This window comes from Actinomycetota bacterium, assembly GCA_016700055.1.
Lineage (GTDB): Bacteria > Actinomycetota > Acidimicrobiia > Acidimicrobiales > Ilumatobacteraceae > Kalu-18.
Genome location: CP064997.1, coordinates 1,438,679 through 1,460,924, shown reverse-complemented (window position 1 = coordinate 1,460,924; position 22,246 = coordinate 1,438,679). Strand labels below are relative to the sequence as shown.

21 protein-coding genes are annotated in these 22,246 nt (G+C 69.6%); 9 read left to right on the top strand and 12 right to left on the bottom strand.

The window, feature by feature from the left end; all coding sequences use genetic code 11:
* Positions 1–393: 393 nt before the first annotated feature.
* The 5 genes from IPM43_07000 to IPM43_06980 form a co-directional block, all read right to left on the bottom strand.
* The gene (locus IPM43_07000) at positions 394–1,932 is read right to left on the bottom strand and encodes a M20/M25/M40 family metallo-hydrolase (protein ID QQS26365.1); all 1,539 of its coding nucleotides are present in this window, start codon (positions 1,930–1,932) and stop codon (positions 394–396) included.
* A 465-nt stretch (positions 1,933–2,397) separates the two neighbouring features.
* Positions 2,398–3,186, bottom strand: coding sequence for a phosphotransferase (locus tag IPM43_06995; GenBank protein QQS26089.1), 789 nt, complete (start codon positions 3,184–3,186; stop codon positions 2,398–2,400).
* Positions 3,187–3,248: 62 nt separating this feature from the next.
* A complete protein-coding gene (locus tag IPM43_06990) occupies positions 3,249–4,481 on the bottom strand; it encodes a GNAT family N-acetyltransferase (protein QQS26088.1) in 1,233 nt (410 codons plus the stop codon).
* Positions 4,482–4,493: 12 nt separating this feature from the next.
* Positions 4,494–5,051, bottom strand: a complete 558-nt coding sequence (locus IPM43_06985) for a GNAT family N-acetyltransferase (protein ID QQS26087.1) — start codon at positions 5,049–5,051, stop codon at positions 4,494–4,496.
* Positions 5,052–5,062: 11 nt separating this feature from the next.
* Positions 5,063–6,001 (bottom strand): sigma-70 family RNA polymerase sigma factor, encoded by a 939-nt coding sequence (locus IPM43_06980; protein ID QQS26086.1) that lies wholly within the window; start codon positions 5,999–6,001, stop codon positions 5,063–5,065.
* A gap of 243 nt (positions 6,002–6,244) precedes the next feature.
* Here IPM43_06980 and IPM43_06975 point away from each other — a divergent pair, with 243 nt between their 5' ends.
* The 3 genes from IPM43_06975 to IPM43_06965 are packed head-to-tail and all read left to right on the top strand — an operon-like array spanning position 6,245 to position 8,519.
* Positions 6,245–7,069: a Bax inhibitor-1/YccA family protein gene (locus IPM43_06975; protein ID QQS26085.1), complete on the top strand. Its 825-nt coding sequence runs from the start codon at positions 6,245–6,247 to the stop codon at positions 7,067–7,069.
* Between the two features lie 9 nt (positions 7,070–7,078).
* Complete coding sequence (locus IPM43_06970; GenBank protein QQS26084.1) at positions 7,079–7,765, top strand: CPBP family intramembrane metalloprotease; 687 nt, start codon at positions 7,079–7,081, stop codon at positions 7,763–7,765.
* 31 nt (positions 7,766–7,796) lie between these two features.
* Positions 7,797–8,519 (top strand): hypothetical protein, encoded by a 723-nt coding sequence (locus IPM43_06965; protein QQS26083.1) that lies wholly within the window; start codon positions 7,797–7,799, stop codon positions 8,517–8,519.
* On the opposite strand, the gene IPM43_06960 is transcribed toward IPM43_06965, so the two are convergent.
* Genes IPM43_06960 through IPM43_06945 form a run of 4 tightly spaced genes read right to left on the bottom strand, consistent with a single transcriptional unit; the run spans position 8,482 to position 11,798 of the window.
* Positions 8,482–9,438, bottom strand: coding sequence for an alpha/beta hydrolase (locus IPM43_06960; GenBank protein QQS26364.1), 957 nt, complete (start codon positions 9,436–9,438; stop codon positions 8,482–8,484). The genes IPM43_06965 and IPM43_06960 overlap by 38 nt on opposite strands.
* A 20-nt stretch (positions 9,439–9,458) precedes the next feature.
* Positions 9,459–10,874, bottom strand: coding sequence for an AarF/ABC1/UbiB kinase family protein (locus tag IPM43_06955; GenBank protein QQS26082.1), 1,416 nt, complete (start codon positions 10,872–10,874; stop codon positions 9,459–9,461).
* A gap of 7 nt (positions 10,875–10,881) precedes the next feature.
* A complete protein-coding gene (locus IPM43_06950; GenBank protein ID QQS26081.1) occupies positions 10,882–11,148 on the bottom strand; it encodes a hypothetical protein in 267 nt (88 codons plus the stop codon).
* A gap of 23 nt (positions 11,149–11,171) precedes the next feature.
* Positions 11,172–11,798: an alpha/beta hydrolase gene (locus IPM43_06945; protein ID QQS26080.1), complete on the bottom strand. Its 627-nt coding sequence runs from the start codon at positions 11,796–11,798 to the stop codon at positions 11,172–11,174.
* A 394-nt stretch (positions 11,799–12,192) separates the two neighbouring features.
* Here IPM43_06945 and IPM43_06940 point away from each other — a divergent pair, with 394 nt between their 5' ends.
* The 6 genes from IPM43_06940 (at position 12,193) to IPM43_06915 (ending at position 18,286) form a co-directional block, all read left to right on the top strand.
* The gene (locus IPM43_06940) at positions 12,193–13,209 is read left to right on the top strand and encodes an ABC transporter ATP-binding protein (protein QQS26079.1); all 1,017 of its coding nucleotides are present in this window, start codon (positions 12,193–12,195) and stop codon (positions 13,207–13,209) included.
* A complete protein-coding gene (locus IPM43_06935; protein QQS26078.1) occupies positions 13,206–14,135 on the top strand; it encodes a sugar ABC transporter permease in 930 nt (309 codons plus the stop codon). The genes IPM43_06940 and IPM43_06935 overlap by 4 nt, the downstream gene beginning before the upstream one ends.
* On the top strand, positions 14,125–14,961 hold the full coding sequence (locus IPM43_06930; GenBank protein ID QQS26077.1) for a carbohydrate ABC transporter permease: 837 nt from the start codon (positions 14,125–14,127) through the stop codon (positions 14,959–14,961). The genes IPM43_06935 and IPM43_06930 overlap by 11 nt, the downstream gene beginning before the upstream one ends.
* On the top strand, positions 14,961–16,484 hold the full coding sequence (locus tag IPM43_06925; protein QQS26076.1) for an ABC transporter substrate-binding protein: 1,524 nt from the start codon (positions 14,961–14,963) through the stop codon (positions 16,482–16,484). Before IPM43_06930 ends, IPM43_06925 begins: the two co-directional genes overlap by 1 nt.
* A gap of 94 nt (positions 16,485–16,578) precedes the next feature.
* Positions 16,579–17,067: a peptidylprolyl isomerase gene (locus IPM43_06920; GenBank protein ID QQS26363.1), complete on the top strand. Its 489-nt coding sequence runs from the start codon at positions 16,579–16,581 to the stop codon at positions 17,065–17,067.
* Positions 17,057–18,286, top strand: a complete 1,230-nt coding sequence (locus IPM43_06915) for a YcaQ family DNA glycosylase (protein ID QQS26075.1) — start codon at positions 17,057–17,059, stop codon at positions 18,284–18,286. Before IPM43_06920 ends, IPM43_06915 begins: the two co-directional genes overlap by 11 nt.
* A 13-nt stretch (positions 18,287–18,299) precedes the next feature.
* Here IPM43_06915 and IPM43_06910 read toward each other — a convergent pair whose 3' ends face one another.
* The 3 genes from IPM43_06910 to IPM43_06900 are packed head-to-tail and all read right to left on the bottom strand — an operon-like array spanning position 18,300 to position 22,190.
* Entirely contained in the window at positions 18,300–19,079 is a 780-nt protein-coding gene (locus IPM43_06910) for an META domain-containing protein (protein ID QQS26074.1), read from the bottom strand.
* Positions 19,080–19,104: 25 nt separating this feature from the next.
* The gene (locus IPM43_06905) at positions 19,105–21,516 is read right to left on the bottom strand and encodes a flippase-like domain-containing protein (GenBank protein ID QQS26073.1); all 2,412 of its coding nucleotides are present in this window, start codon (positions 21,514–21,516) and stop codon (positions 19,105–19,107) included.
* A complete protein-coding gene (locus IPM43_06900; GenBank protein ID QQS26072.1) occupies positions 21,513–22,190 on the bottom strand; it encodes a DUF4203 domain-containing protein in 678 nt (225 codons plus the stop codon). The genes IPM43_06905 and IPM43_06900 overlap by 4 nt, the downstream gene beginning before the upstream one ends.
* Positions 22,191–22,246 lie beyond the last annotated feature (56 nt).

Genomic DNA, 22,246 nt, shown 5'->3' with positions numbered 1-22,246 from the left:
CTGGGGAACACCGATCCACCGGTCCGATTGCGGCCCGTGTGCCTCAGTGATTGTCTCAGGGCGATCCGCTCGTACTCGGTTGTCTCGGCGACGCGTGCGCCAGTTCCTCGCATGGCAAGACCGCGACATCGCGTGGCCCTGGGCCGGCATGCAGGCTGAGGCGTCTCGGCACCGAGCGTCACCTACCGGCACTTCGGTGACGATGCATCACGTCGTTCTGGCTGCGCGTTCGGGGATGCCCCGGGCTCGCCTTTGCGCGCCCAAGCCGTAGATAGGTACGCCGGTGCCGGTCAGCGCGCCGGCGAGCGACAGCAGACGGCGATGAGGGCCTGACGAGCGATGAGCGCGATGCCGGCGCTCATCGCTCACGGCTTGCGGTGTTGCGTCAGCCTCCTACAGTTTGCAGGGAACCGTCGGGCCGGAGGGGCAAGTCCCTGCGGGGCCGGCCGGCGTCGGCAGCGGCCCGCTGCTGGGCACCTTCTTGCCGACGACGCCGTTCACCGTCTCGGTCGAGTAGGCGAAGGTCAGCACGGCGAAGGCAACGGCGTCGCTGTTGACGTCGAGGGCGTGGCCAGAGGTGTTGGCGAAGGTGTCGCACGCCAGGTGGTAGCACGGATCGAACTGAGCGCCGGCCGTGCCACCCCAGATCCCTGCCTGCTCGGCGGTCTTCGGCACCTCGGCGCCGGTGAATAGGCCGCTCGACGGGATACCGGCAAGGATGAACGCCTGGTAGTCGCTGCGACCACTGAACTCGGTGTCGTCGTAGGGCTCACCGACCATCGTGTAATACGACTCGAAGACGTCCTCGATCTGCACCGATCCGGCAGGAATCGGCACCCCGACCGGTGCGTTGTACGACGACTGATCAGCGTCGTAGACGCCGATGAAGTAGTTCGGCGAGCCGATCATGTCGAAGTTGAGATACAGGGCGATGCGGTCACGCTCCGACGGCGAAAGCCCAGCGACATAATTCGTCGACCCGATCAGTCCGCCTTCCTCGGAGGCCCACCAGGCGAAGCGCAGCGTGTTGACCGGCTTGTGGTTGCCGAGATTCTGGGCGATCTCGAGCAAGGCCGCCGAGCCGCTGCCGTTGTCGTTGATGCCAGGCCCGGCCCCGACCGAGTCGAGGTGGGCGCCGGCCATGACCACATTGTCGTCCCGCGCACCTCGCTTCTCGGCGATCACGTTGAGGTCGGTCCGTGTCTCGGCCGGGATGACACGTACGCGGGCCGTCGACCCTGCCTGTGCGAGGGCAGACCCGTCCGCGAACGAGGCGCCGACGACCGGGATCGTGACGGCTGCGCCGTCAGGCAGCAAAGTTCCGACGATCAGGCCCTCACGCGTCGGGTCGTTGCCCTGGTTGAAGAGGATCACCGCTTCGGCCCCGGCGTTCTGTGCGTTCAGTGCCTTGATCCCGAAGCTGCAGGTACCGCGCTGGACCAGAGCGATGTCGCTGGCGCCGCCGAAGTTCAGGCCGGCGAAGTCTCCCGGCTCGCATGCGCTCGTGCTCGCACGCGGGGGCACCAAGTTGATGTCGACCGGGATCACGTTCCCGGTGAAGTCGCCGTCGCCGCTGCCGGTGAACGTCCCGGTCGCGTACGTGGCGCTGACGGGCGTCAGCTGCTGCAACAGCGCCGGGAACACGAACTGAAACTCGACCTCATCGAAGGTCACCTCCCAGCCGGCGTTCTCCAGCACGCTGGCGACGTACTCGACGCTCTCGGAGTATCCCTCGGTGCCGGCGCGTCGCGACCCCGGATAGAACTCGTCGACATTGGCGTCAGCGATCGCCTGGAACGCCGCTTGATGCTCCCGAACGCCAGCCAGCGTCACGCACTCGAGCAGCTTGTCGTACTGGTTGTTGTTGCGTCGCTCGCAGCCGGTCGCCGAGACCCTCGCTTCGGCTGTCGTGGTGACGAATAGTCCGGCCAGCGTGGCGACGGCGACGAAGCCAGCGCGCCCGCGGCGACAAGTACCTGAATCTCTATTGAACACGATTGTCGTTCCCCCCTGCCCTACGGCGTTGCCCTGATGTCCGCTCCGAGCGCGGCACCGTAGCGCACCGTTTGGGCGGTTCGTTCCAACTCGGCTTCGAGCAGTAGTACCTCGATCAGCGGGCGAACCCAAACAGACCGCGCGACCGAGAGTCCCGGGTCAGATCCCCGAGAACGACGCCGACAACGTCGCGTCTACTGCGTTCCCGGGCGAGCACCGTACGGCGCAGCAGAACTGCCTCGACGGACGTACGCGGTCGTAGATTCCGGCGACCTCATTGAACGAGAGCCGGATGTCCTCTGGCCATTTCACGCCTCCACGTGCAGCGTGGTGGTCCGCGACACCCCGGCGCTGCAGCGTGAATTCGAGATCGGGTTGGTCGAGCGTGGCTTCAGTTGGGGTTCAGCTCATGGAGTGCTGGAACTCGGTCCGCTCTTGCGCCCACCAGCGTCGGCGCCGGTCGAACCGCTCGTTGCCGCCGACTTCCCGCCAGAGCTCCGCGAACCCGAGATGACCGGCCTCGACCTGACGACGCAAGAACTCCCCGCCGCGTTGGATCGTGCGGTCCAAGATCTCCAGCAGCTCGGCTCGCTCCGGGCCGGTGAGGTCATACGTATCGGCCACAAGGCGAAGTCGGGCGGGCAGGTCGGCCGGCGCCCAGCCGAGCCGAGCGGCATTCACGTCGTCGTCGATCGGCACGCACATCCGTGCGAACGAGGCCAGGTCGAACACCCGACGGCCCGGAGCCGCGAACTCGAAGTCGATCAGTCCGACCGCTCGCCCGTCGCGGAACACGACGTTCTCGAGACACACGTCGTTGTGGCACAGCACCGGACCGCCATGCCCGTCGGCCATCTCGTCGCTCCAGTGCCCCGTCGACAAGTCGATCCCCGTCGACGCGTCGTGCATGGTCTTCATCAGCAGTGCGATCGAGACCAGCGCCACCTGCGACTGCGCCCAGTCGGGATACGGCGGCGTCGGGACGAGACCCTCGATGAACACGAGGCGCTCACGCCCGTCCTCGTCGATCCCGACGGGTTCGGGTGCCCCGCTGAAGCCGGCGGCGCGCAGTGCATGCAACGCACGATGGATGGTCTGTGTATTCGGCTTCGCCGGCCGCAACACGTGATCCCCAACCCGCACCACAGCCCCCACATTGGCGAAGCCGCCGTGCAAGACCTGCTCGTCCACCGAGCCGACGGTAACCCCGGATCGTCAGGTTCGTGAGCTCCCGGCCCGAGGAGCGCTCGCGCTCAGAAGAAGCTGCCGCAGAACGGGGAAGGGTGGGTGGCGAACGACGCTTCGGCCCTGCCGAGTGCGCCCGACGTGCGCTCCTCCACCGCGCCGGCCGCAGCGAGCTCGTGCCAACTCGGCCCGCCGAGGTAGAGCGCGCTGAGGGTCGCGATGTCGACGCTCAAGTCGGCGGCATCGGCCGCGCAGGACGTGCGCGTTGCTCCGTCGGCTGACACCTGCCAGGTGCCGTTGTTGTCGGCGAAAAGCGGATCTGTCACTGCGATGGTCACCGCCTGGCCGGCGCCGTAGGTGCGCGCGCGGAGCGCCGCGTCGACGTCGAGCAGCCGTAGCCACTGCTCGTCCCAACGCAGTCCCACGTGAACGCCCCGGTAGTCACGGACGGCGAAGCGGATGGGGTCGTCGATGGGCCGTTCGGTGGCACGGACGCGCCGGATGAGATCGATCGACAGCACATGGCGCCAAAGGGCGAGCTCCACCGAGGGGGTCGACCCCCACAGGTCGTGCACCTCGAGCGCGCCGCGGGCCATCTTGCCGAAGTCGTCCAACCACGACGTCTCGTAGTCGACGACGCCGTCCACCTCGCCCGCGGGTGACTCGTGCACCACCACGGATCGGCTGCCCTTCGAGTTGATCGGCTCCTCGAGATAGCGCCGCCACATCCACTCCGGGCGTCGGATGGCACCGGCGTGCAGCGCGGCGACGCGCTCGTAGCACTCGATGAACGTGGGCAGCACCTCGTCGGCGCGGAGCAGTCGCATCTTGCCCGGAGCGGCACCGCGCACGACCACCGCACGCAGCGGGTCGAGCTCCAGCTCGGCTGCTTCACCTGCCAGACCGAATCCGAATCGGCCATAGATCACCGCCTCGCTCGCGCGCAGGCTGGCCAGGACCCGGCCCCGGTCGCGGCTTTCGACGAGCAGTCGCCGCATCATCTGGGTGAGCAGGCCGCGACGGGTGTGCGTGGGCATCACGCCGACACGCGTGACGCCCGCGGTCGCGAGCCAGTTCCCGCCCGGGACCACCGTGTCGAACCTGAACGCGCCGACGTGCGCAACGCAGAGGTCGCCGTCCCAGGCGGCGAGGCTGTCGCATTGCTCCCACGACGGCAGCGACTTCTCGAAGTCCTCGTCGTTGACCGGTCCGTGAAGCAGCGCCATCCGGAACGCGTCGGCTGCGGCGCGGTACTCGTCGGGCCGCGGCACGCGTACGTCGATGTCGCGGTCGGTGTGCATCGCTCCAGCCTGTCAGGGCGCGCCTGGCGGCGTCGTGGGATTTCCGCTCCCCTCGAGCACCCGGGAGTACTCGACCAAGGCGATGAGATGCCCGGCGACCTGCTCGAACCACGACGTCGCGCCGGTCCACCGCCAGCCGATGCGTTCGTAGAACGCTCGGCCCCGAGGGTTCTCGGCGAGCACCCACAGCACGCCCACCGCGTAGCCGCGAGTGAGCAGGCGACGCTCCGCCTCTTGCATCAACACCGTCGCGGCCGGCGATCCCCAGTGCAGCGGGTGCACGTAGAAGGCGTGCACCTCGCCTCTCGGTGGGCCGATCACGTCGTCGGGCTCGCGTTCGGGCCCGATCGACGCGAAGCCGATCGGTTGGCCGTCGCCTTCGGTGACGACGAGCACTTCCGTGTCGGGCGGGAGCCGCCAGGCCCTCCACCGCGCGCGCCGTTCCTCGTCGAACGAATCGGCGTCGAGCATCTCGTCGGGGAAGATGCCGCGGTACCCGGCACGCCAACCGGCCACCTGAACGTCGCAGATCGCGTCAGCGTCGCCGGCGACGGCGGTGCGGGCGCGCAAGACCGGGTTTGCTACACCGCGAGGAGGTCGCGGGCGCCGGTGTCACTCGACGGGTGACGCAGCTTCGACATCGCCCGCGCCTCGATCTGACGGATGCGCTCACGGGTGAGGTTGAAGTGCTCGCCGACCTCTTCCAGCGTGCGCGGCTCGCCGCGGTCGAGCCCGAAGCGCAGCTTCAGGATCTCGCGCTCGCGGTCGTCGAGCGGGGCGAGCAGGCGGCTGATCTCTTCGGGCAGCAGCGACGTGGCCGCGGCCTCGAAGGGGCTTTCGGCGGAGCGGTCCTCGACCACGTCGCCGAGCTCGGCGTCGCCGTCTTCGCGCAACGGTTCGCTGAGCGACAGCGGCTCGGCGGCGAAGCGCAACGCCTCGGTCACCTTGTCCTCGGGCATCTCGACCTCACGGGACAGCTCGGCCAACGTCGCCGGGCGCCCGAGCTTCAGCTCCAGCCGGGCACGGGCCTTCTGCAGCCGCGCGAGGGTGTCGCCGGCGTGGACGGGCAGGCGGATGGTGCGCCCGGTGTTGGCGATGCCGCGCGTGATCGCCTGGCGGATCCACCACGTGGCGTACGTGGAGAACTTGAACCCCTTGCGCCAGTCGAACTTCTCGACGGCGTGCATCAGGCCGAGGTTGCCCTCTTGGATCAGGTCGAGCAGGGGCAGCCCCGAGGCCTGGTACTTCTTCGCGATCGACACCACGAGGCGCAGGTTCGACTGCACGAATGCGCGTTCGGCCTCTTCGCCCTCACGGGCCACGCGGCGCAGCTCGCGCTTTCGCGCCGCGGTCAGCTCCTTGCCTCCGGCGTCGAGCTCTTCGATGGCTGCCTTGCCGCCTTCGATCGCCTTCGCCAGGCGGACCTCGTCGTCCTTGGTCAGCAGCGTGTACTGGCCGATGTCGGTGAGATAAAGCCGGACCAGATCCTCTTCGTCTCTCTCGACACGGTCTTTCGCCACGAAGTACTCCTTGGGGGTCGAGTTCGGAGACGTCAACTGCTTGGGTCCACCCATCCGGCATGGACGCGTGCTTACGATACCGACGCGGTCAAGCCCCGCCTACTGAGCGCGCCCTTCCGACCTGGGCAATATCTGAGATCGCGATGACTCCTGGTCTTTGCATCTACACGCACCCAACCTGCAACCTGTTCTACAACTTCAGTCGGCAACTTCACCCGGCCCTGACCAGGTAGGTTGACGCCCATGGCGAATCCGTTCCTCAACGACAAGCGCCTCCAGCAGGCTGCCACCGCTACGGCGGGTGCCGAGGGAGGCGGGTGGGCCGCGCCCGACCCCGGCGCGATCGTCAACCCGCCGATCAACGACGGCCCGATCAGCTCGTGGACGGCGCGCACGATGACCGTCGCCGGCACGGCGAGCGCGACCGCGATTCTCTTGCTGATCCTGCTCGCCGCGGCCGCCGTCGGCTGGCTCGCGGTCGACGAAGCCCCGTCCGGCGAGGTCCAGTTCCCGGCGCTCGCCATCGTCGGTCTGCTCGTCGGGCTCGGGGTAGCGATCGTGCTCGCGTTCAAGCCGTTGTGGGCCAGGTTCTTGGCCCCGGTGTACGCCATCGCGCAGGGCTTCTTGGTGGGCGCCATCTCCCGGGCTTTCAACGAGGCCTATGACGGCATCGTGGTGCAGGCCGCAGGCGCCACCATCGCCGTGTTCGCAGTGATGCTGTTCTTGTACCGCACCCGCATCATCAAGGTCACCGACCGGATGCGGCGCATCGTCATCGGCGCCACTCTCGGCATCGCCGTGTTCTACGGGATCTCGCTGCTGCTCAACCTGTTCGGTGTCAACGTCACCTTCCTCTCCAGCGCGAGTCCGCTCAGCATCGCGTTCAGCTTCCTCGTCGCCGGCCTGGCGGCGTTCAACCTGGCCCTCGACTTCGACTTCATCGAGCGCGGGGCGAACCAGGGGATGCCGAAGCAGATCGAGTGGTACGCCGCGTTCGGCGTGCTGGTGACACTCGTGTGGCTGTACCTCGAGGTGCTGCGGCTGCTCGCCAAGCTGCGCGAGAACTGACCGTCGCGGGTGCTCTCGCGCGTCCTGCCCGACGAGGCAGACCGGCGTGGCGCGGTGGTGCTGCTGACCGGCGCGGTCTGCTTGTGGGGGGCATGGTTCGGCCAGGAGCTCGCTCCCGAGTCGTGGAGCCGTCTCGCCGAGCTCTGCTGGTGGGCGGCCACCCAGATCGTGTTCTTCCTCGTGGTGCCGCTCACGGTGGCCTGGTTCGCCCTACGTGTCTCGCCGCGCGACCTCGGCTGGCGACTACGCGGCACTTCTGGCCACGCCCGCGCGTACGTCGGGCTCTTCGCGATCGCGGTGCCGTTCGTGCTGCTCGCGTCTTCGACCACGGTGTTCCAGGACAAGTACCCCCTCTACGAGGTGTACCGCGGCCAGACGGGCATCTACGACGAACTCGTCGTGTGGTGGGCGTTCTACGCGGCGCAGTTCGTGGCCGTCGAGACCTTCTTCCGTGGCTTCTTGCTGCACGGGCTGGTGCCGCGCCTCGGCCCGCTCGCCGTCGTCGTGCCGGTGGTGCCGTACACGATGCTCCACTTCGTGAAGCCGCCGGCCGAGGCCCTCGTCGCCATCGTCGGTGGGCTCGTGATGGGCACGCTGTCGTATCGCACCCGCACCATCTGGTGGGGTGTCGGGCTGCACGTCGCCGTGGCTGCTTTGATGGACGTGTCCTCCCTCGCCCAGAAGGGTCTGCTCTGAAGCGGGCGGAAGAACGAGGAGCTGACTGACCATGGTGATGCCCGGGCCCGCAGGAGGCGAGTCGATGCTGGCCACGCTCGCCGGGGGAGCGCTTGGCGGGCTGGCGCTGACCCCGTTCGGCCTGGCGCCGGTCGGTGTCGTCATCGGCGGGCTGAACGGAGCGGTCACCGGCTGGCGCCAGGTGTACGAGTGGCGCCACCGCCGCGGGGTGGCCGCGTTCGTGCTGGACAGCACCTGGTCGCTCCCCAACACGGCGGCCGGCCTCGTCGTGCTGGCGGTCGGCGCGTTCGGTTCGCCCGGGTACGAGCCGTCGCTGTCACGGCGCCAGAACCGCCAGGTGCACCGCGGCGGGTTCGTGGTCCGGCGCGGGTTCGCGATGACCTGGGGTCACGTCGTCAACGGCGCGGCCGGGCGCGACGGCGTGCTCAGCGCGCGCCGCGTGCGCCTCGTCACCGACCACGAGGATGTCCACGTCTGGCAGGCCCGCTGGCTCGGCCCGCTGTACCCGGTCGGCTACGTGGCGTGGGCTTTGGTGGGTGGGTCGGCGGCGATCGTGCGCTGGCTGGCGCACCGCGACGTTCCGCTGCGCAAGGCGCTCGACGCCTGGGCCTACTACGCCAACCCCTTCGAGTGGTGGGCCTACAGCCGCGACGGCAACTGGCCGCCGTCCCACGTCGAGGCCCGCATCGTGTGGAAGCGACCTCTCGTCCGCTCGCTCAGCGCGAAGCGAGAAACGCGAGCAGAGCCTCGTTGAACTCCTCCGGCGCCTCCTGCTGGGTCCAGTGGCCGGCACCGGGGATGATGACCTTGCCCCTGTAGTCCGCCAGGACCGCGTTGGAGATGTCGACCTGCTCGGGCCGCCCGGCGATGACGGCGTCACGCTCACCGCCGATGAAGAAGGCCGGCATCGACACGCGCGACGGGGGCAGGTCCTTCAGCACCTCGTAGTTGGCGTCGAGGTTGCGGTACCAACTCACCGGGCCGAAGAAGCCGCTCGCCGTGAAGCGCTCCACGAACTCGTCCAGATCGTCGCCGGAGAGCCAGCTCGGCAGGCCCGCGGGGACGTCGGTGAACATGTCGAGGAACCCGGTGCCCTCCATCGGCGGCGGGTCGGAGGGAACGCCCCGATACATCGCGCCCGAGCCACCCCACAAGATGGTGCGCATGCTGTGGGCTACGTCGGCTTCGAGCTCGCGCTCGGCCGGGCCGACCTCTTGGAAGTACAGCATGTAGAAGAAGCGATCCCCGAACATCGCCTTGAACAGCTCGGTCGGCTTCATCGGCCAGCTCGTGAACGGCACGCTCACCCCCACCACGGCGTTGACGCGCTCGGGATGCAGGCGGGCGGTCTCCCACGCGACGATCGAGCCCCAGTCGTGGCCGACGACGATCGCGGTCTGGTGGCCGGTCTCGTCGATCAGGCCGACGAGGTCACCGGCGAGATGCGCGATGCCGTAGTCCTCCACCTGTGCCGGCCGCGACGAGTGGCCGTAGCCGCGCTGGTCGGGGGCGATCACGTGGTAGCCGGCGGCCGCGAGCGCGGGGAGCTGGTGGCGCCACGACCAAGCGCACTCCGGAAAGCCGTGAGCGAGGATCACCGGCGGCGCGGTCGGATCGCCGCATTCGAGGAGCTGCAGCTCGACCCCGTTCACGTGGGTGGTGCGGCGGCGGATCTGGGCGTGGGCGTCGACGGTCACGGAGCCGAGTCTCTCGGACGGTCGTGTCCGGCGGCGAGGCGGGAGCGCCACCACCGCTGCTCGGCTTCGCCGAGGTCGCTCGCCGGTGGGCTGTCGGGCACGCGGTACTCGAGCAGCATCGCCCTCCACGGGCCGCTCGCATCGAGCCGGCCGAGCAGCGCGGTGACCCCCCAGACGACGCGGTTCAGGATCACGAAGCTCGCCGGCAGGTTCAGCCGTTCGATGACCGGCGCGTACGGGCCCTTCACGTCGGCGATCCGCGCCAACGTGTCGCGCATGAAGTCGCGGGTGAACGTGAACGTGTCGACCAGGTACGGGCGGTATGGCGCGCTGACGTACTCGAAGACGTCCGGTGCCTGCAGGCCGTGGCCAGGGGTGAGGAATCCCGCGGCCTCCATCGTCTCCACGGTCAGATCGGGGTCGCGGTGCACGATGATCGCGTCGAGGCAGGGGGAAAGGCGCGCCCACTCGTCGGCGTCCCAGCGCTTGACCATCCCGAAGTCGAGGAACGTCACCGAGCCGTCGCCGTGGAAGCGGTAGTTGCCCGGGTGTGGGTCACCGTTGAACGCACCGATCCGGTGCACCGAGTGCTGGACGAAGCGCCAGATCACCTCACCGCAGCGGCGCCGGGTGGCGTCGTCGGCCTGCGCGACCAGCTCGTTCCACGTCCAACCCGCGGCCCACTCCGTGGTGAGGACGCGACCCGTCGACAGCTCTTGCACCACCGACGGCACGATGATCGCCGGGTGACCGGCGAACGCTCGCGCGAACTCGCTCTGCCGTGACGCCTCACGGCGGTAGTCGAGCTCTTCGGTCATGCGGTCACGGAGCTCGGCCACGAGCGCCTTCGCGTCGAGGCTCTTCAACGCGAAGGCGGTGACCACCCGGTACAGCGCGTCGGCGTTGTCGAGGTCGGCTCCCATCGCCTCGGCGAGGCCGGGGTACTGCACCTTCACGGCCACTTCCCGGCCGTCGTGCAGCACCGCACGGTGCACTTGGCCGATCGAAGCGGCAGCGACGGGGTCCTGCGACCAGTCGAGGAACACCCGCTGCGGATCGCGGCCGAGCTCTTCGCGCACGACACCCGCGGCGAGCGATGGCGCCATCGGCGGAGCGTCGGCCTGCAGCGTGGCGAGAGCCGCCTGCGCCTCGTCGGGCAGCGTCTCCGCGATCACGCTCGCGAGCTGGGCGGCCTTCATCACCACGCCCTTCATGTGGCCGAGCTCGGCGGCGACGTCTTGTGCCGTGCGGATCACGTACTGCTCGTCACGCGCGGCTCGGGCCGCGGCGTCGTCGCGCGAACGCAGGCCGCGCAGCTTGTGGAGCAAGTAGCGAGCGCCGTTGCGCAGCGTCAGGCGCCAGACGCGGGCGCTGCGCTGCAGCCGCACCCGCCGGGGTGACGGGCCGGCCACCGGAGCCTCACCGCCCTGGCAGGCGGCGTGCCGTCGGGTCGGCGGCGAGGAGGTCGTCGGGCAGGTCGCTGCCGGTGACCTCGCACTTCCAGTACTCGCCGGAATCGAGGCGGGCGAGCGCTACCTCGACATCGGCCAGGCGCTGCTCGACGGCACCGAGGTCGAGCCCGGCCTCGGCGCCCGGCTGCGCCGCGGGCTCGGACGAGGCGGGCGAGACGGGCGAGGTTGGCGAGGCGGGCGAGACCGACGTTGGCTGATCGGCGGACGGCGTCATGAGAGGCCGAGCGTACCGTCGGGTCATGACGACAGGAATGCCCTCACCGCGGCTTGTGAAGCCGGCTCACGCCTGAGCATCAGGTGACCCCCGCTGTCGAAGCTCACGAGCTCGGCCTGCGGGATGCGCGACGCCGCTGCCTCGGCCGGCTGGAACCTGGCCAGCGTGTCGTCGCGGGAGTGGACGACGAGCGTGGGCACGGTGACGTCTTCGAGCGGGTAGGTGTCGACGTCGGGGTTCCCGACGAAGGCGTCGAAGATGACACCGGGGGAGCGCTCGCGGACGGGGAACACGCTGTCGACCAGAGCGCGGACCTTGGCCTCGTCCTCGCCGGCGAGGGGGAAGTCCTTCGGAAGACCGGCGGCGAGGCGGAAGAACGCGGAACCGGCCAGCCGCGTGACCAGCCACATGAGCAGGTCGCTCTTGTACGCCAGCTTCTCGACCGGCAGCGGAGCCTTGGAGAACGCGCCGGGCCAGGCCCCACTCATCACGACGAGGTGGCGGACCCGGGCGGGATGCCGCAAGGCGAGCTGGAGGGCCGAGGGCGTGCCCGCGGAGAACGCGACGACGTCGAGCTGATCGATGCCGAGCGCGTCGAGCAGCTTGGCGAAGGCGTCGGCCTGCATCGCCGGCGTCGCGTGGTCGGGCAACGCCGAGCCGAGGTAGCCAAAGCGCGACGGTGCCAGGACCCGCCGGTCGGGGACGAGTTTGCCGAACGACCACAGCCCGCGTCGCGCCCGCCGAAGATGCCGTGCACGGCGAGGAGCGGCTCGCCGTCCCCGACGTCCGCGTACTCGAGGTCGCCGAAGTCGGTGGTCGCGACGCTGCGCGGGACTGCGCCGAGGCGAGCACGGGCCTCGGCATCGTCGCGGGCGAAGCGGCGGGCGGTGACCACCGCCAGCGCCGCGGCGCCGCCGAGGAGCAAGGGCGCGGTCCTTCTCATGCACGACGAGCGTAGGGCGGCCTGGTGATCGTCGGTGCCGGTCGTCTGCCCCCGCTCGGTGGGTCGCCGTTCCGCACGAACCGCTCGCGTAACGTGCGGCCGTGGCGCTGGTGCGGCTCGACAACGTGACGAAGCGCTTCGGCAAGGGTGACGACGAGGTGGTGGCCGTCGACCGGGTCTCGCTCGAGGTGGTCGACCGCGACTTCATGATCCTGCTCGGTCCCTCCGGCTGCGGTAAGTCGACGTTGCTGCGGACGATCTCGGGCCTGGAGGACCCCGACGACGGCCTGGTGTGGATCGGCGACCGCATCGTCAACGCGATCGAGCCGAAGGATCGCGACGTGGCGATGGTCTTCCAGAGCTACGCGCTGTACCCCCACAAGACCGTGCAGGCCAACATCGAGTTCCCGCTGAAGGTGCGCAAGATCGGCAAGGACGAACGCGCGGCCGCGGCCCGCGATGCGGCGGCTGTGCTCGGCCTCGGTGACTACCTTGGGCGCAAGCCCGGCCAGCTCTCCGGCGGCCAGCGCCAGCGCGTCGCCCTCGCGAGGGCGATCGTGCGCCATCCGGCGGTGTTCTGCATGGACGAACCGCTCTCCAACCTCGACGCGAAGCTGCGCGCCGAGACCCGGGCCGAGCTGGTCTCGCTCCACGACCGCCTGGCGACCACGTTCATCTACGTCACCCACGATCAGGTCGAGGCGATGACGATGGGGACGAGGGTGGCCGTGATGAACGCCGGTGTGCTTCAGCAGGTGGACGAGCCCCAAGCGGTGTACGACCGCCCGGCGACGGTGTTCGTCGCCCAGTTCATCGGTACCCCTCCGATGAACATCTTCCCCGCCGGTTCGCTGGAGCCCGGCGCGGAGCTGGTCGGTGTGCGCCCCGAGCACCTGCGCATCGAGCGTGAGGGGTGGGTCGGGGCGACGGTCACGCTGGTCGAACACCTCGGTCACGAGGTGCTCGTCGCGTGCGAGCTTGCCGACGCGCGGCGCGTGACGGTGCGCCTGGGGTCCGACGAGCCGGCACCGTCGGTCGGCGAGCAGGTGCGCCTCGACGCCGATCCCGTCCACCGGCACCGCTTCGACCCTGTCACCGAGCGCAGGATCGACGCGTGAGCACGACCAGCCCACATCCGCGACGACGGACCCGTCGTCGCGACACCCCACTCGCGGCGCTGATGCTCGCACCCTCGGCGATCATCCTCGGTCTCTTCGTGATCTACCCGCTCGGGCGGGCGGTGTGGCTCGGCCGCCAGCGCTGCGACGCCCAGGCGAACTGCTATCAGACGAACGGCTTTCGCCAGTACGTCGACGTGGCCCGAAGCGACGAGTTCCGCCATTCGCTCTGGGTTTCGGTCAAGTTCGCGCTCTTGACGGTGCCCGCGGGCGTCGCCTTCGGCATCGGGCTCGCCGTGCTCGCCGACCGCCACTTGCGCGGCATCGGCTTCTTCCGCACCGTGTTCTCCAGCACGGTCGCCACGTCGGTAGCCGTGGCCTCGCTGATGTGGCTCTTCTTGCTCCAGCCGTCGCGCGGCGTGATCGCCAACATCGACTGGGTGCGCGACCTGTTCCCGGTGGTGAAGAACCCCGGCCTGCTGAACGACCCCGGTACGGCGCTCACCTCGGTCGCGGTGTCTAGCGTGTGGGCCAACCTCGGCTTCACGTTCATCGTCGTCACGGCCGGCCTGCAGGGCATCCCGCGCGAGCTGTACGAGAGCGCCTACGTGGACGGGGCCGGCGCCTGGCGCAGGTTCACGAACGTCACGCTGCCGATGCTCTCGCCGACGCTCGTGTTCGTGAGCGTGGTGCTCGTCAGCCGCGCCTTCCAGGCGTACGGCGAGATCGACCTGCTGACCAACGGCGGGCCACGGCCCCAGGCCAGCACGACCACGTTGACGTATCTGATCTACGGCAGCTCCTCGATCACCCGCAGCGACGCCGGTCTGCAGTCGACGGTGGCCGTGCTGCTGTTCCTGGTGCTGCTCGTCGTGTCCGTGGTCCAGCTGCGCGGCCTCGAGCGCAGGGTGCACTATGGCAATTGACCGCACGAGGGGAGGCTGGCGGCTCGGCGGGCGGTACTTGATGCTCGCCGTGGTCGCGTTCTTGGTGCTCTTCCCCGTCTACACCACGCTCGTCGCCGCCCTGAAGCCGGGGCCGAAGGTGCTCGACCGCCCGCTCGTGCCCGGTCCCTTCACCTTCGAGGTGTTCCGCGACGCGTGGACCGAAGGCCGCATGGGCCGATACCTCGTCAACTCCGCGATCGTGGCCACCGTCGTCACCTCCGCGCAGATGGTGACGTCGCTCATCTCCGCGTATGCGTTCGCGTTCTTGCGCTTCCCGTTCAAGACGTTCTTCTTCGGGCTGTTCCTCGCGACCCTGCTGGTGCCGTTCGAGACCACGCTCGTCGTGAACCGCCGCACGATCGACTCGCTCGGCTGGCTCAACACGTATCAGGGCCTCGCCGTGCCCTTCCTCGCCACCGCGTTCGGCACGTTCCTCATGCGCCAGGCCTTCTTGCAGATCCCCGGCGAGATGCACGAGGCGGCCCAGATGGACGGCCTCGGCCACTGGGGGTTCCTGCGCGAGGTCGCCGCTCCCCTCGTACGCCCGACGCTCGGTGCCCTCGGGCTGTTCGCGTTCCTGGCCAATTGGAACCAGTACCTGTGGCCTAACCTCATCACGACCGAGGAGGACATGAACACAGTGCAGACCGGCCTCCGCTTGCTCAACTCGAGCGTGCCCGACATCGAGCGGTTCAACGTGCCCATCGCCGGCACGATCATCGCTGCGCTGCCGATCGCGATCGTGCTCGCCATCTTCCAGCGCCAGCTCGTGCGCGGGCTCACCGCCGGGGCGGTGAAGGGCTGATGCGCCGCGCTGCGTGGCCGGTGCTCGCCGCGCTGGTGCTTGCCGCGGGCTGCAGCGGCGACGGCGGGTCCATCCAGGAGGCGGGCAACACCACCACCACCGCCGCCGTTCCCGACACCTCGGCCCCCGACGACACCGGCGATCCCGGAGCCACCGACGCGCCCGACACCACGGTGGCGCCGGCAACCACCACGACCACCCCACTCGCCGACCTCCCCGAATGCCCCGTCGGCGCTCTCGAATCGGTCACCGCGCCGGTGGAGATCACGTTCTGGCACGGGATGACGTCGAACCTCGAGCAGGCCCTGACGGCGCTCACCGACGAGTACAACGCGAGCCAGGACAAGGTGCGCGTCACGCTGCAGAACCAGGGCAGCTACGAGGCCAACCTCGACAAGTACCTGCAGTCCGGCCAGGGCAGCCGCCCGGAGATGATCCAGGCGCCGGAGTACTCGCTGAAGGTGCTGCGCGACACCGAGTCGTTCATCCCCGTACAGGCATGCATGGAGGCGGAGGGCTTCGACACCTCGGTCATGTTGCCGACGGCGCTCCGCGCGTACTCGACAGAGGGCGTGCAGTGGTCGATGCCGTTCAACGTGTCCAACCCCGTCCTGTACTACAACAGGGCGGCGTTTGCCGCGGCAGGTCTCGATCCGGACAGCCCGCCGCAGTCCCTGGAAGAGCTCCGCTCCGCATCTCAGGCTCTGGTGGATTCCGGCGCGGTCACCTACGGCCTCGCGGTCGACACCAACTTCGACTCCGGCGGCGGTTGGTTCATCGAGCAGTGGTTCGCGAAGGCAGGCGAGTTCTACGCCGACAACGAGAACGGCCGTGCCGCGCCGGCGACGAAGGTGCTCTTCGACAACCCCACCGGCGTCGAGCTGTACACGTTCGTCCAGGAGCTCGTGCAGGACGGGTTGGCGTACAACGTCGGCGAGAACGCGAGCGGCCAGGACGCCTTCTTGAAGATCGCCGACGAGGCCGAGCCGGCGGGGATGACGATCGGCACTTCGGCCGCGCTCGGCACCGTGTTGGCAGCCGTCGAGGGCGGGCTGGCACCTGGCATCGGCGTGGAGGACATCGGCATCGGCCAGATGCCCGGCCCGGGTGGCTCACCGGCGGTGCTCGTCGGTGGTGCCTCGCTGTGGATCGTCGCCGACAAGGGCGACGCGCAAGCGGCCGCGGTGTGGGACTTCGTCAAGTTCCTCGTCCAAGCCGAGTCGCAGTCGCAGTGGGCCGCCGACACCGGCTACGTGCCGGTCAACTCCGATGCGCCCGAGGCCGAGCCGCTCGCGACCACGTACGCGGACGACCCCCGGTTCCGGGTCGCGTACGACAGCCTCGTCAACACGCCCGACGAGCCCACCTCCGTCGGCCCGCTGCTCGGGCCCCAGCGCGAGATCCGTGTGCTCACCTCGAATGCTCTTGCCGCTGTGCTGCAAGGCGCCGACGTGGCCGCCGAGCTCACCAACGCCGCGACGCAGGCCAACTCGCTGATCGCGCAGTACGCCGCCCGGGGCTGAGCCGCCCCGGGTAGCGTGCCGCCCCATGGCAACCCCCTTTCCGCCCTTCGACGGCACCGCGCAGAAGCAGCAGCAGTTCTCCGGACCGCCCGAGATGGGCATCGACCCCGACAAGCGCTACACGGCGACGATGGAGACGTCGATGGGGACCATCGTCGTCGCGCTCGACGCGGTGAAGGCACCGAAGACCGTGAACAACTTCGTGTTCCTCGCCCTCAACCACTACTACGACGGCGTCGTCTTCCACCGCATCATCAACGGGTTCATGTGCCAAGGCGGAGACCCGACGGGCACCGGGCGCGGCGGCCCCGGCTACCGCTTCGACGACGAGCTGCCCAAGCAGGGCCAGTACCAGATCGGCTCGATCGCCATGGCCAATGCCGGGCCGAACACGAACGGCTCCCAGTTCTTCTTGATCAGCGGCTCCGACGGCGTGCGGCTGCCGCCCGCCTACTCGCTGTTCGGGCAGGTGGTGAAGGGGCTCGAGGTGGTCGACGAGATGCAGCGGGTGGCGACCGGCCACGGCGACCGCCCGAAGACCGACGTCGTCATCGAGTCGGTGACGATCACGGTTGCCGACTGAGCGGCTCTCGGCGGCCGCGGCCCGACGCATCGCGATCGCCGCGCAGGGTCTGGCCGAACCCCGCCCCGGCGGGCGCGTCGACCGCCGGCACCTGCGCCGCGTCCTCGACCGGGTCGGGTTGGTCCAGATCGACTCCGTCAACGTCGTCGCGCGCAGCCAGGAGCTGGTGCTCTTCGCCCGGCTCGGCCCCCACCCCCGGTCGCTGATCCCCGACGCGACGGCAGCCGGAGAGCTGTTCGAGTACTGGGGCCACGAGGCCTCGCACATTCCGAGCCGCGATCACCGGCTGTACCGGTGGAAGATGCAGGCCGCGCGCGACGGGGCGGCGTGGCCGGGGGTGTTGACGATGCAGCGCGAGCGCCCCCACTACGTCGAAGACGTCTACCGGCGGGTGGCCGACGGCGGCCCGGTGATGGCCGGCGAGCTGTCCGAGCGCGTCGGCCCGAAGGGGCCGTGGTGGGACTGGGACCACGCCAAGCTCGCGCTCGAGTACCTGTTCTGGGTCGGCCGGCTGACCGCCACCCGCCGCAGCGGCGATTTCGCCCGGGTGTACGACCTGCCCGAAAGGGTGGTCCCGGCCCAGCACCTCGATGCCCCGACCCCCGACGAGCACGCTGCCCGCAAGGAGCTGCTGGTGAGGGCGGCCGCCTCGCTGGGGGTGGGCACCGATGCCGACCTCGCCGACTACCACCGCCAGAAGGTGACGAGGTGCCGGGCGCTGCTGGGCGAACTCGTCGCGGAGGGCCGCCTGCTGCCGGTGAGCGTCGAGGGCTGGAGCTCGCCGGCGTACGCCCACCCCGACGCCCGCGTACCCCGGCGCGTCGACGGCGCGAGAGCGCTGCTGTCGCCGTTCGACCCACTCGTCTGGTACCGCGCGCGGGCCGAGCGGCTGTTCGACTTCCACTACCGCATCGAGCTGTACACGCCGCGACCCAAGCGCCGCTTCGGCTATTACGTGATGCCGTTCCTGTTGGGAGAGTCGATCGTCGCCCGGGTCGACGTGAAGGCCGACCGGGCGGGCGGCGCGCTGGTGGTACCGGGGGCGTTCACCGAGGCTCACGCCGATCCAGCCGCAGTCGCCGGCCCCCTGGCCGAAGAGCTGTCGCAGATGGCCGCGTGGCTGGGTCTCGGCCGCGTCGCCGTCGGCGATGCCGGCGACAACGGGGACAACGGCGACCTGTGCGCCCCGCTGCGCGCTGCGCTGCGCGGCGCGCGGTAGGGCGGCTTCCGGCTCAGTCCGCGGGAATGGCCTCGAGCGTCAGGGTGGTCGCGTCGTTGGTGAGCGTCAGCTCGTCGTCGTCGACCTCGTAAGAAAGCTCGCCCTGGAGCAGCCCGAACACAGCCGCCTCCCATGCCTGCAGCTCGCCTTCGCACGCCATCATCGTCGACGCGATCGCACCGATGGTGACCACGCCGTCGCCGACTTCGAGCGTGCCGCTGCCCCTGTTGCAGCCGGTCGAGACGAAGATGCTGTCCGAGGTGATCGTGACGTATGCGCCCTCCGGGGCGCTGAGGGGGCCGCCCTGGCCGTCGAGGGACTCCATCGCCCAGGTACCGCCGTCGAGCGAATGCGCGGTGGCGATCCTCTCGCGGCTACCGAAGGTGATCGTCGTGGTCTCGCCCGTCACCACCACGTCGTCGCCGACCGCCGCGATCGTCGGCCGAGAGGTGAAGAGCTCCTGCAGCCACGCGTCCTGGGCGCTCAGCGCTTCGTCGCACAACATCTGGGTCGACGCGAGCTGCTCGGCGACGAGCAGCTCGCCGTCGATCTCGTACCCGCCGACCATCGTGTTGCATCCGGCGACGACCGCCAGGTTGTCGTCCTCGAACGAGAGGCTCACGTTGGTGCCTTCGACGAGCGTCTGGCCCTCGACGGCAGTGGACAGCAGCGTCGTGTCGTCGAGGTCGAGCCCGTCTCCCGAAGCGGAGTCGTCGTCGCCACCGCAGCCGGCAGCTAGGAGGAGAGCAATGGTCGCGGTTGCCGCGCCGAGGCGGCGGGTGCTGACGATCATGGCCGACATTCTGCCAGATCGGGGCTCAGAGGTACCTTCGCTTCTCGAGCCAGCGCATGGCGAAGAAGCCCCAGATCGGCGGCAGGTAGAACGAGGACATGCGGTAGAGCATCACTGCGGCGAAGGCCACCTCTTCGGGCATGCCGGCGCGCACCAGCCCGAACGTCAGCCCACCTTCGGCCACACCGATCCCTCCCGGGATGGGCAGCAGCCCCGAGAGCAGCGCCACGCTGATGTTGATGAGCAGCAGCTCGTCGAAGCCGACCTGGTAGCCGAGGGCCCGGGTGAAGATGCCGAGCGCGTTGGCGAACAGCAGCTCGGTGGCCAGGTTGCCTCCGAAGAGCATCGACAGCCTGCGCCAGGACCGCAGCCCGCGAACTGTGTGGAGCGCCTCGGTCGCGAGGCGCTTGACCCAGCCGACCACGAACCGCCGGAGCTTCGGGACGACGAGCACCACCCCGACGGCGACCACCGCGAGCACCGCGATCAGCACGACGATCCCGCTCACGCCGCCCGAGCTCGCTCCTACCTGCAGGTCGAGGCTGGCCGGGGTGAGAATGAGCAGGCCGAGCAGCAGGCCGGCCTGGACGATCAAGCCGCTGAACCCGTCGAGTGCTCCTGCAGCCACGGCCGCGCCGGGAGCGACGCCTTGGCGCTGGAAGAAGCGGATGTTCAAGGCCACCCGCGCGGCCGTGGAGGGGATCGCGAGGTTGATGTAGGACGTCGCGAGCTGCAGCGCGTAGACCGGCCCGAGAGCGAGGGGCACCGGAGACGCTCCGAGCGTGGACATCGCCTGAGCGAGCCGGGGGATCTGCGTCGCGACGAAACCGGCGGCGATGAGCCAGTACTTCGCGTCGCGCAACATGTCCCAGAAGCCGTCGAGATCGAGTCCGGCGATGCCGCTGATGAGGGCGATCAGCGCGACGGCGGGCAGCAGCACGCGCAGCAGGGAGCCGAGCGTGATCCTGTGCAGGCGCTGGATCTGCGGCGCTTCGTGTCCGGTCAGCTGCGATGCCTGGGAGCGGAGCTCGTCCAAGTCGATGCCGGCCGTGCGCAGCTCCCGCCGTTGCTCACGCGTGAGAGCCGGTGATTGCACGTACGGCAGGACTTCGGCGAGCGCTTCTCGGCCCAGCTCGTCGACCGCGACGTTCAGCGCAGCGTCGGTGCCGAGCGCCAAGACCGTCGTGGTGAGCGTCTGGGCGCGATCCGTCAGCACCTGCGCGGTGGTCGGCCCGACGCCGGCCGCGGACAGGCCGACGATGCGGATCTCGCCGTCGGCCCTCGCCAGGCTCCTCGCGTCGATCTGGCCGTGCGTGATGTTCGCCCGGTGCAGCTTGGCGATCGCCCGCCAGAGCGAGCGCGCCTCGTCGACGTCCATCACCTTGGCGTCGGCGAGCAGCGGCCCTCGACGGTGCAACACCAGCAGCGCGTCGTCGGTCGACGTGACACCGGCGGTCACCACGGAGTCGGTGGCGATGCCGTGGTGCGCGGCGAGAAGCGTCATGAACGCCTCGTGCTCGACCTGTTGGCGGCGACCCAACCGGATCGGTGCCCGCGCGTCGCGGTACCAGACGGTCCGCCACAGCGTGGACAGCAGCGCCGCGTCGTGGGCGTCGCGCCCGTACCACCGCACCGTCAGCGGTTCGCCGTCGGCTCCGCTGGCGTCGACGTCGAATGCTCCTGCCGACTGGCGATCTGCGGCGCCGAGTCCGGTCGTCGGGACGCCGAGCTCGTCGAGCGCGCGCCGCACTTCGATCAGGCCCGGCCGCCCGCCGCTCGAACCGAACACCAGGTGCACCACGGCGGCGGCGACGAACGCGACGAGCAGCCCGGAAGCGGCACCGATCGGGGTGGCCGCGCCGAGCATGGCTACCGAAAGCGCGCCGAACCCGACGAGCCAGCGCCCGACGCGTCGCAACGGGAGCACCAGGTGGGGCGAGGCGGTGATGACGATCGCCGAAGGGACGGCGGCCCGCAGCGAGGGATACCACGGCGGCGGGCCCGCGCTGCGCAAGGCGTCCCACAGGTCGACCCACCCGCCCGTGACGATCCGCGCGAGGACGGCGCCGATTCCGAGGGCGAGCAGGCCCGCGAGGACGAGGTCACGCATGATCGTCATCCGGCGGCGGACGCCGGACAGCACGACGAGCACCACTGCGAGCACGGCCAGCACGTCGAGAGTGACCTGCCAGACACCGTCGAAGAAGCTCGGGATCTCCTCGAGCAGGGCTGCCAGCGCTCGGACGATGCCCGGCAGCGGGATGGCGGCCAGGCTCAGCGAGATGAGACCGACCACACCGACGATCAACAGGCTGACGTCTGACGCGCGACGAGCGCGGGGCTCGTCGGCAGGGGTCGCGAAGAGCCGCGGCCTGCGCCCGAGCTCGATCAGTCCCTCCCCGAGCGAGAGGCTGGGATCGTTGGCGGGAATGGTCATGCAGGCCGCGGCGACGCCGAGTCGGAACGCAGCGAGTGGCCACCGGCTTCGGCCCATGAGTCACGCAACGATTGACGCAGCGTCTGCAGGGAGCGCATCTGGGTGACGACACCGGCGAGGGCGAGCGCGCCGTAGATCAGGTACCACCACCAGTCGTCGTTGATCGCCTTGGTCGCGATCACGGACTCGAAGTCGGCAGTCTCGACGACCCCGGTCAAGAGCATCACCCCGAAGACAATCGCGCTGGCTCCGGCGAGCGCGGTGAGCACCGTCAGCAGCACCATCGGCATGTCGGCGACGATTGCGAACAGCGCGAGGAGCGTGCCCGCGGCGAGGCCGGCGAGCACGATCAGCCAAGTCCAGCTCACGCCGATGGCGACCATCACGGTCGTACCGAGGGCGAAGCCGATCGCCGCCATGGCGATGAGCACCGACACCTCGTAGTAGGTGTAGGCGAGCAGAGCGAAGACGACGGCGACCACCACCCCGACGATCCACCCGAGCACGCTGCGCAGGAACCCGTCGCTACCGAACGAGGACACCAGGCCGGCGCCGAACATGAAGCCGGCGAGGGCTCCCCAGATCGGCACCACCACGCGCATGGTGAGGTAGCCGCGGAAGCAGAACACCACGCCGGCCACGATCGCCAGTAAACCGACGACTACGTCTTCCACAGGCCCTCCCCCGTTGGCCGCGCTGTGCGGCTCTGACCATCCATCATGGCCGATTC

What these genes read in the sequence shown, in the direction of transcription:
- IPM43_06925 (QQS26076.1), top strand. Translation starts at nt 14,961, where the DNA reads ATGCGCCGCGCTGCGTGGCCGGTGCTCGCCGCGCTGGTGCTTGCCGCG.
- IPM43_06930 (QQS26077.1), top strand. Translation starts at nt 14,125, where the DNA reads ATGGCAATTGACCGCACGAGGGGAGGCTGGCGGCTCGGCGGGCGGTAC.
- IPM43_06920 (QQS26363.1), top strand. Translation starts at nt 16,579, where the DNA reads ATGGGCATCGACCCCGACAAGCGCTACACGGCGACGATGGAGACGTCG.
- IPM43_06905 (QQS26073.1), bottom strand. Translation starts at nt 21,516, where the DNA reads ATGACCATTCCCGCCAACGATCCCAGCCTCTCGCTCGGGGAGGGACTG.
- IPM43_06910 (QQS26074.1), bottom strand. Translation starts at nt 19,079, where the DNA reads ATGATCGTCAGCACCCGCCGCCTCGGCGCGGCAACCGCGACCATTGCT.
- IPM43_06975 (QQS26085.1), top strand. Translation starts at nt 6,245, where the DNA reads ATGGCGAATCCGTTCCTCAACGACAAGCGCCTCCAGCAGGCTGCCACC.
- IPM43_06965 (QQS26083.1), top strand. Translation starts at nt 7,797, where the DNA reads ATGGTGATGCCCGGGCCCGCAGGAGGCGAGTCGATGCTGGCCACGCTC.
- IPM43_06990 (QQS26088.1), bottom strand. Translation starts at nt 4,481, where the DNA reads ATGCACACCGACCGCGACATCGACGTACGCGTGCCGCGGCCCGACGAG.
- IPM43_06950 (QQS26081.1), bottom strand. Translation starts at nt 11,148, where the DNA reads ATGACGCCGTCCGCCGATCAGCCAACGTCGGTCTCGCCCGCCTCGCCA.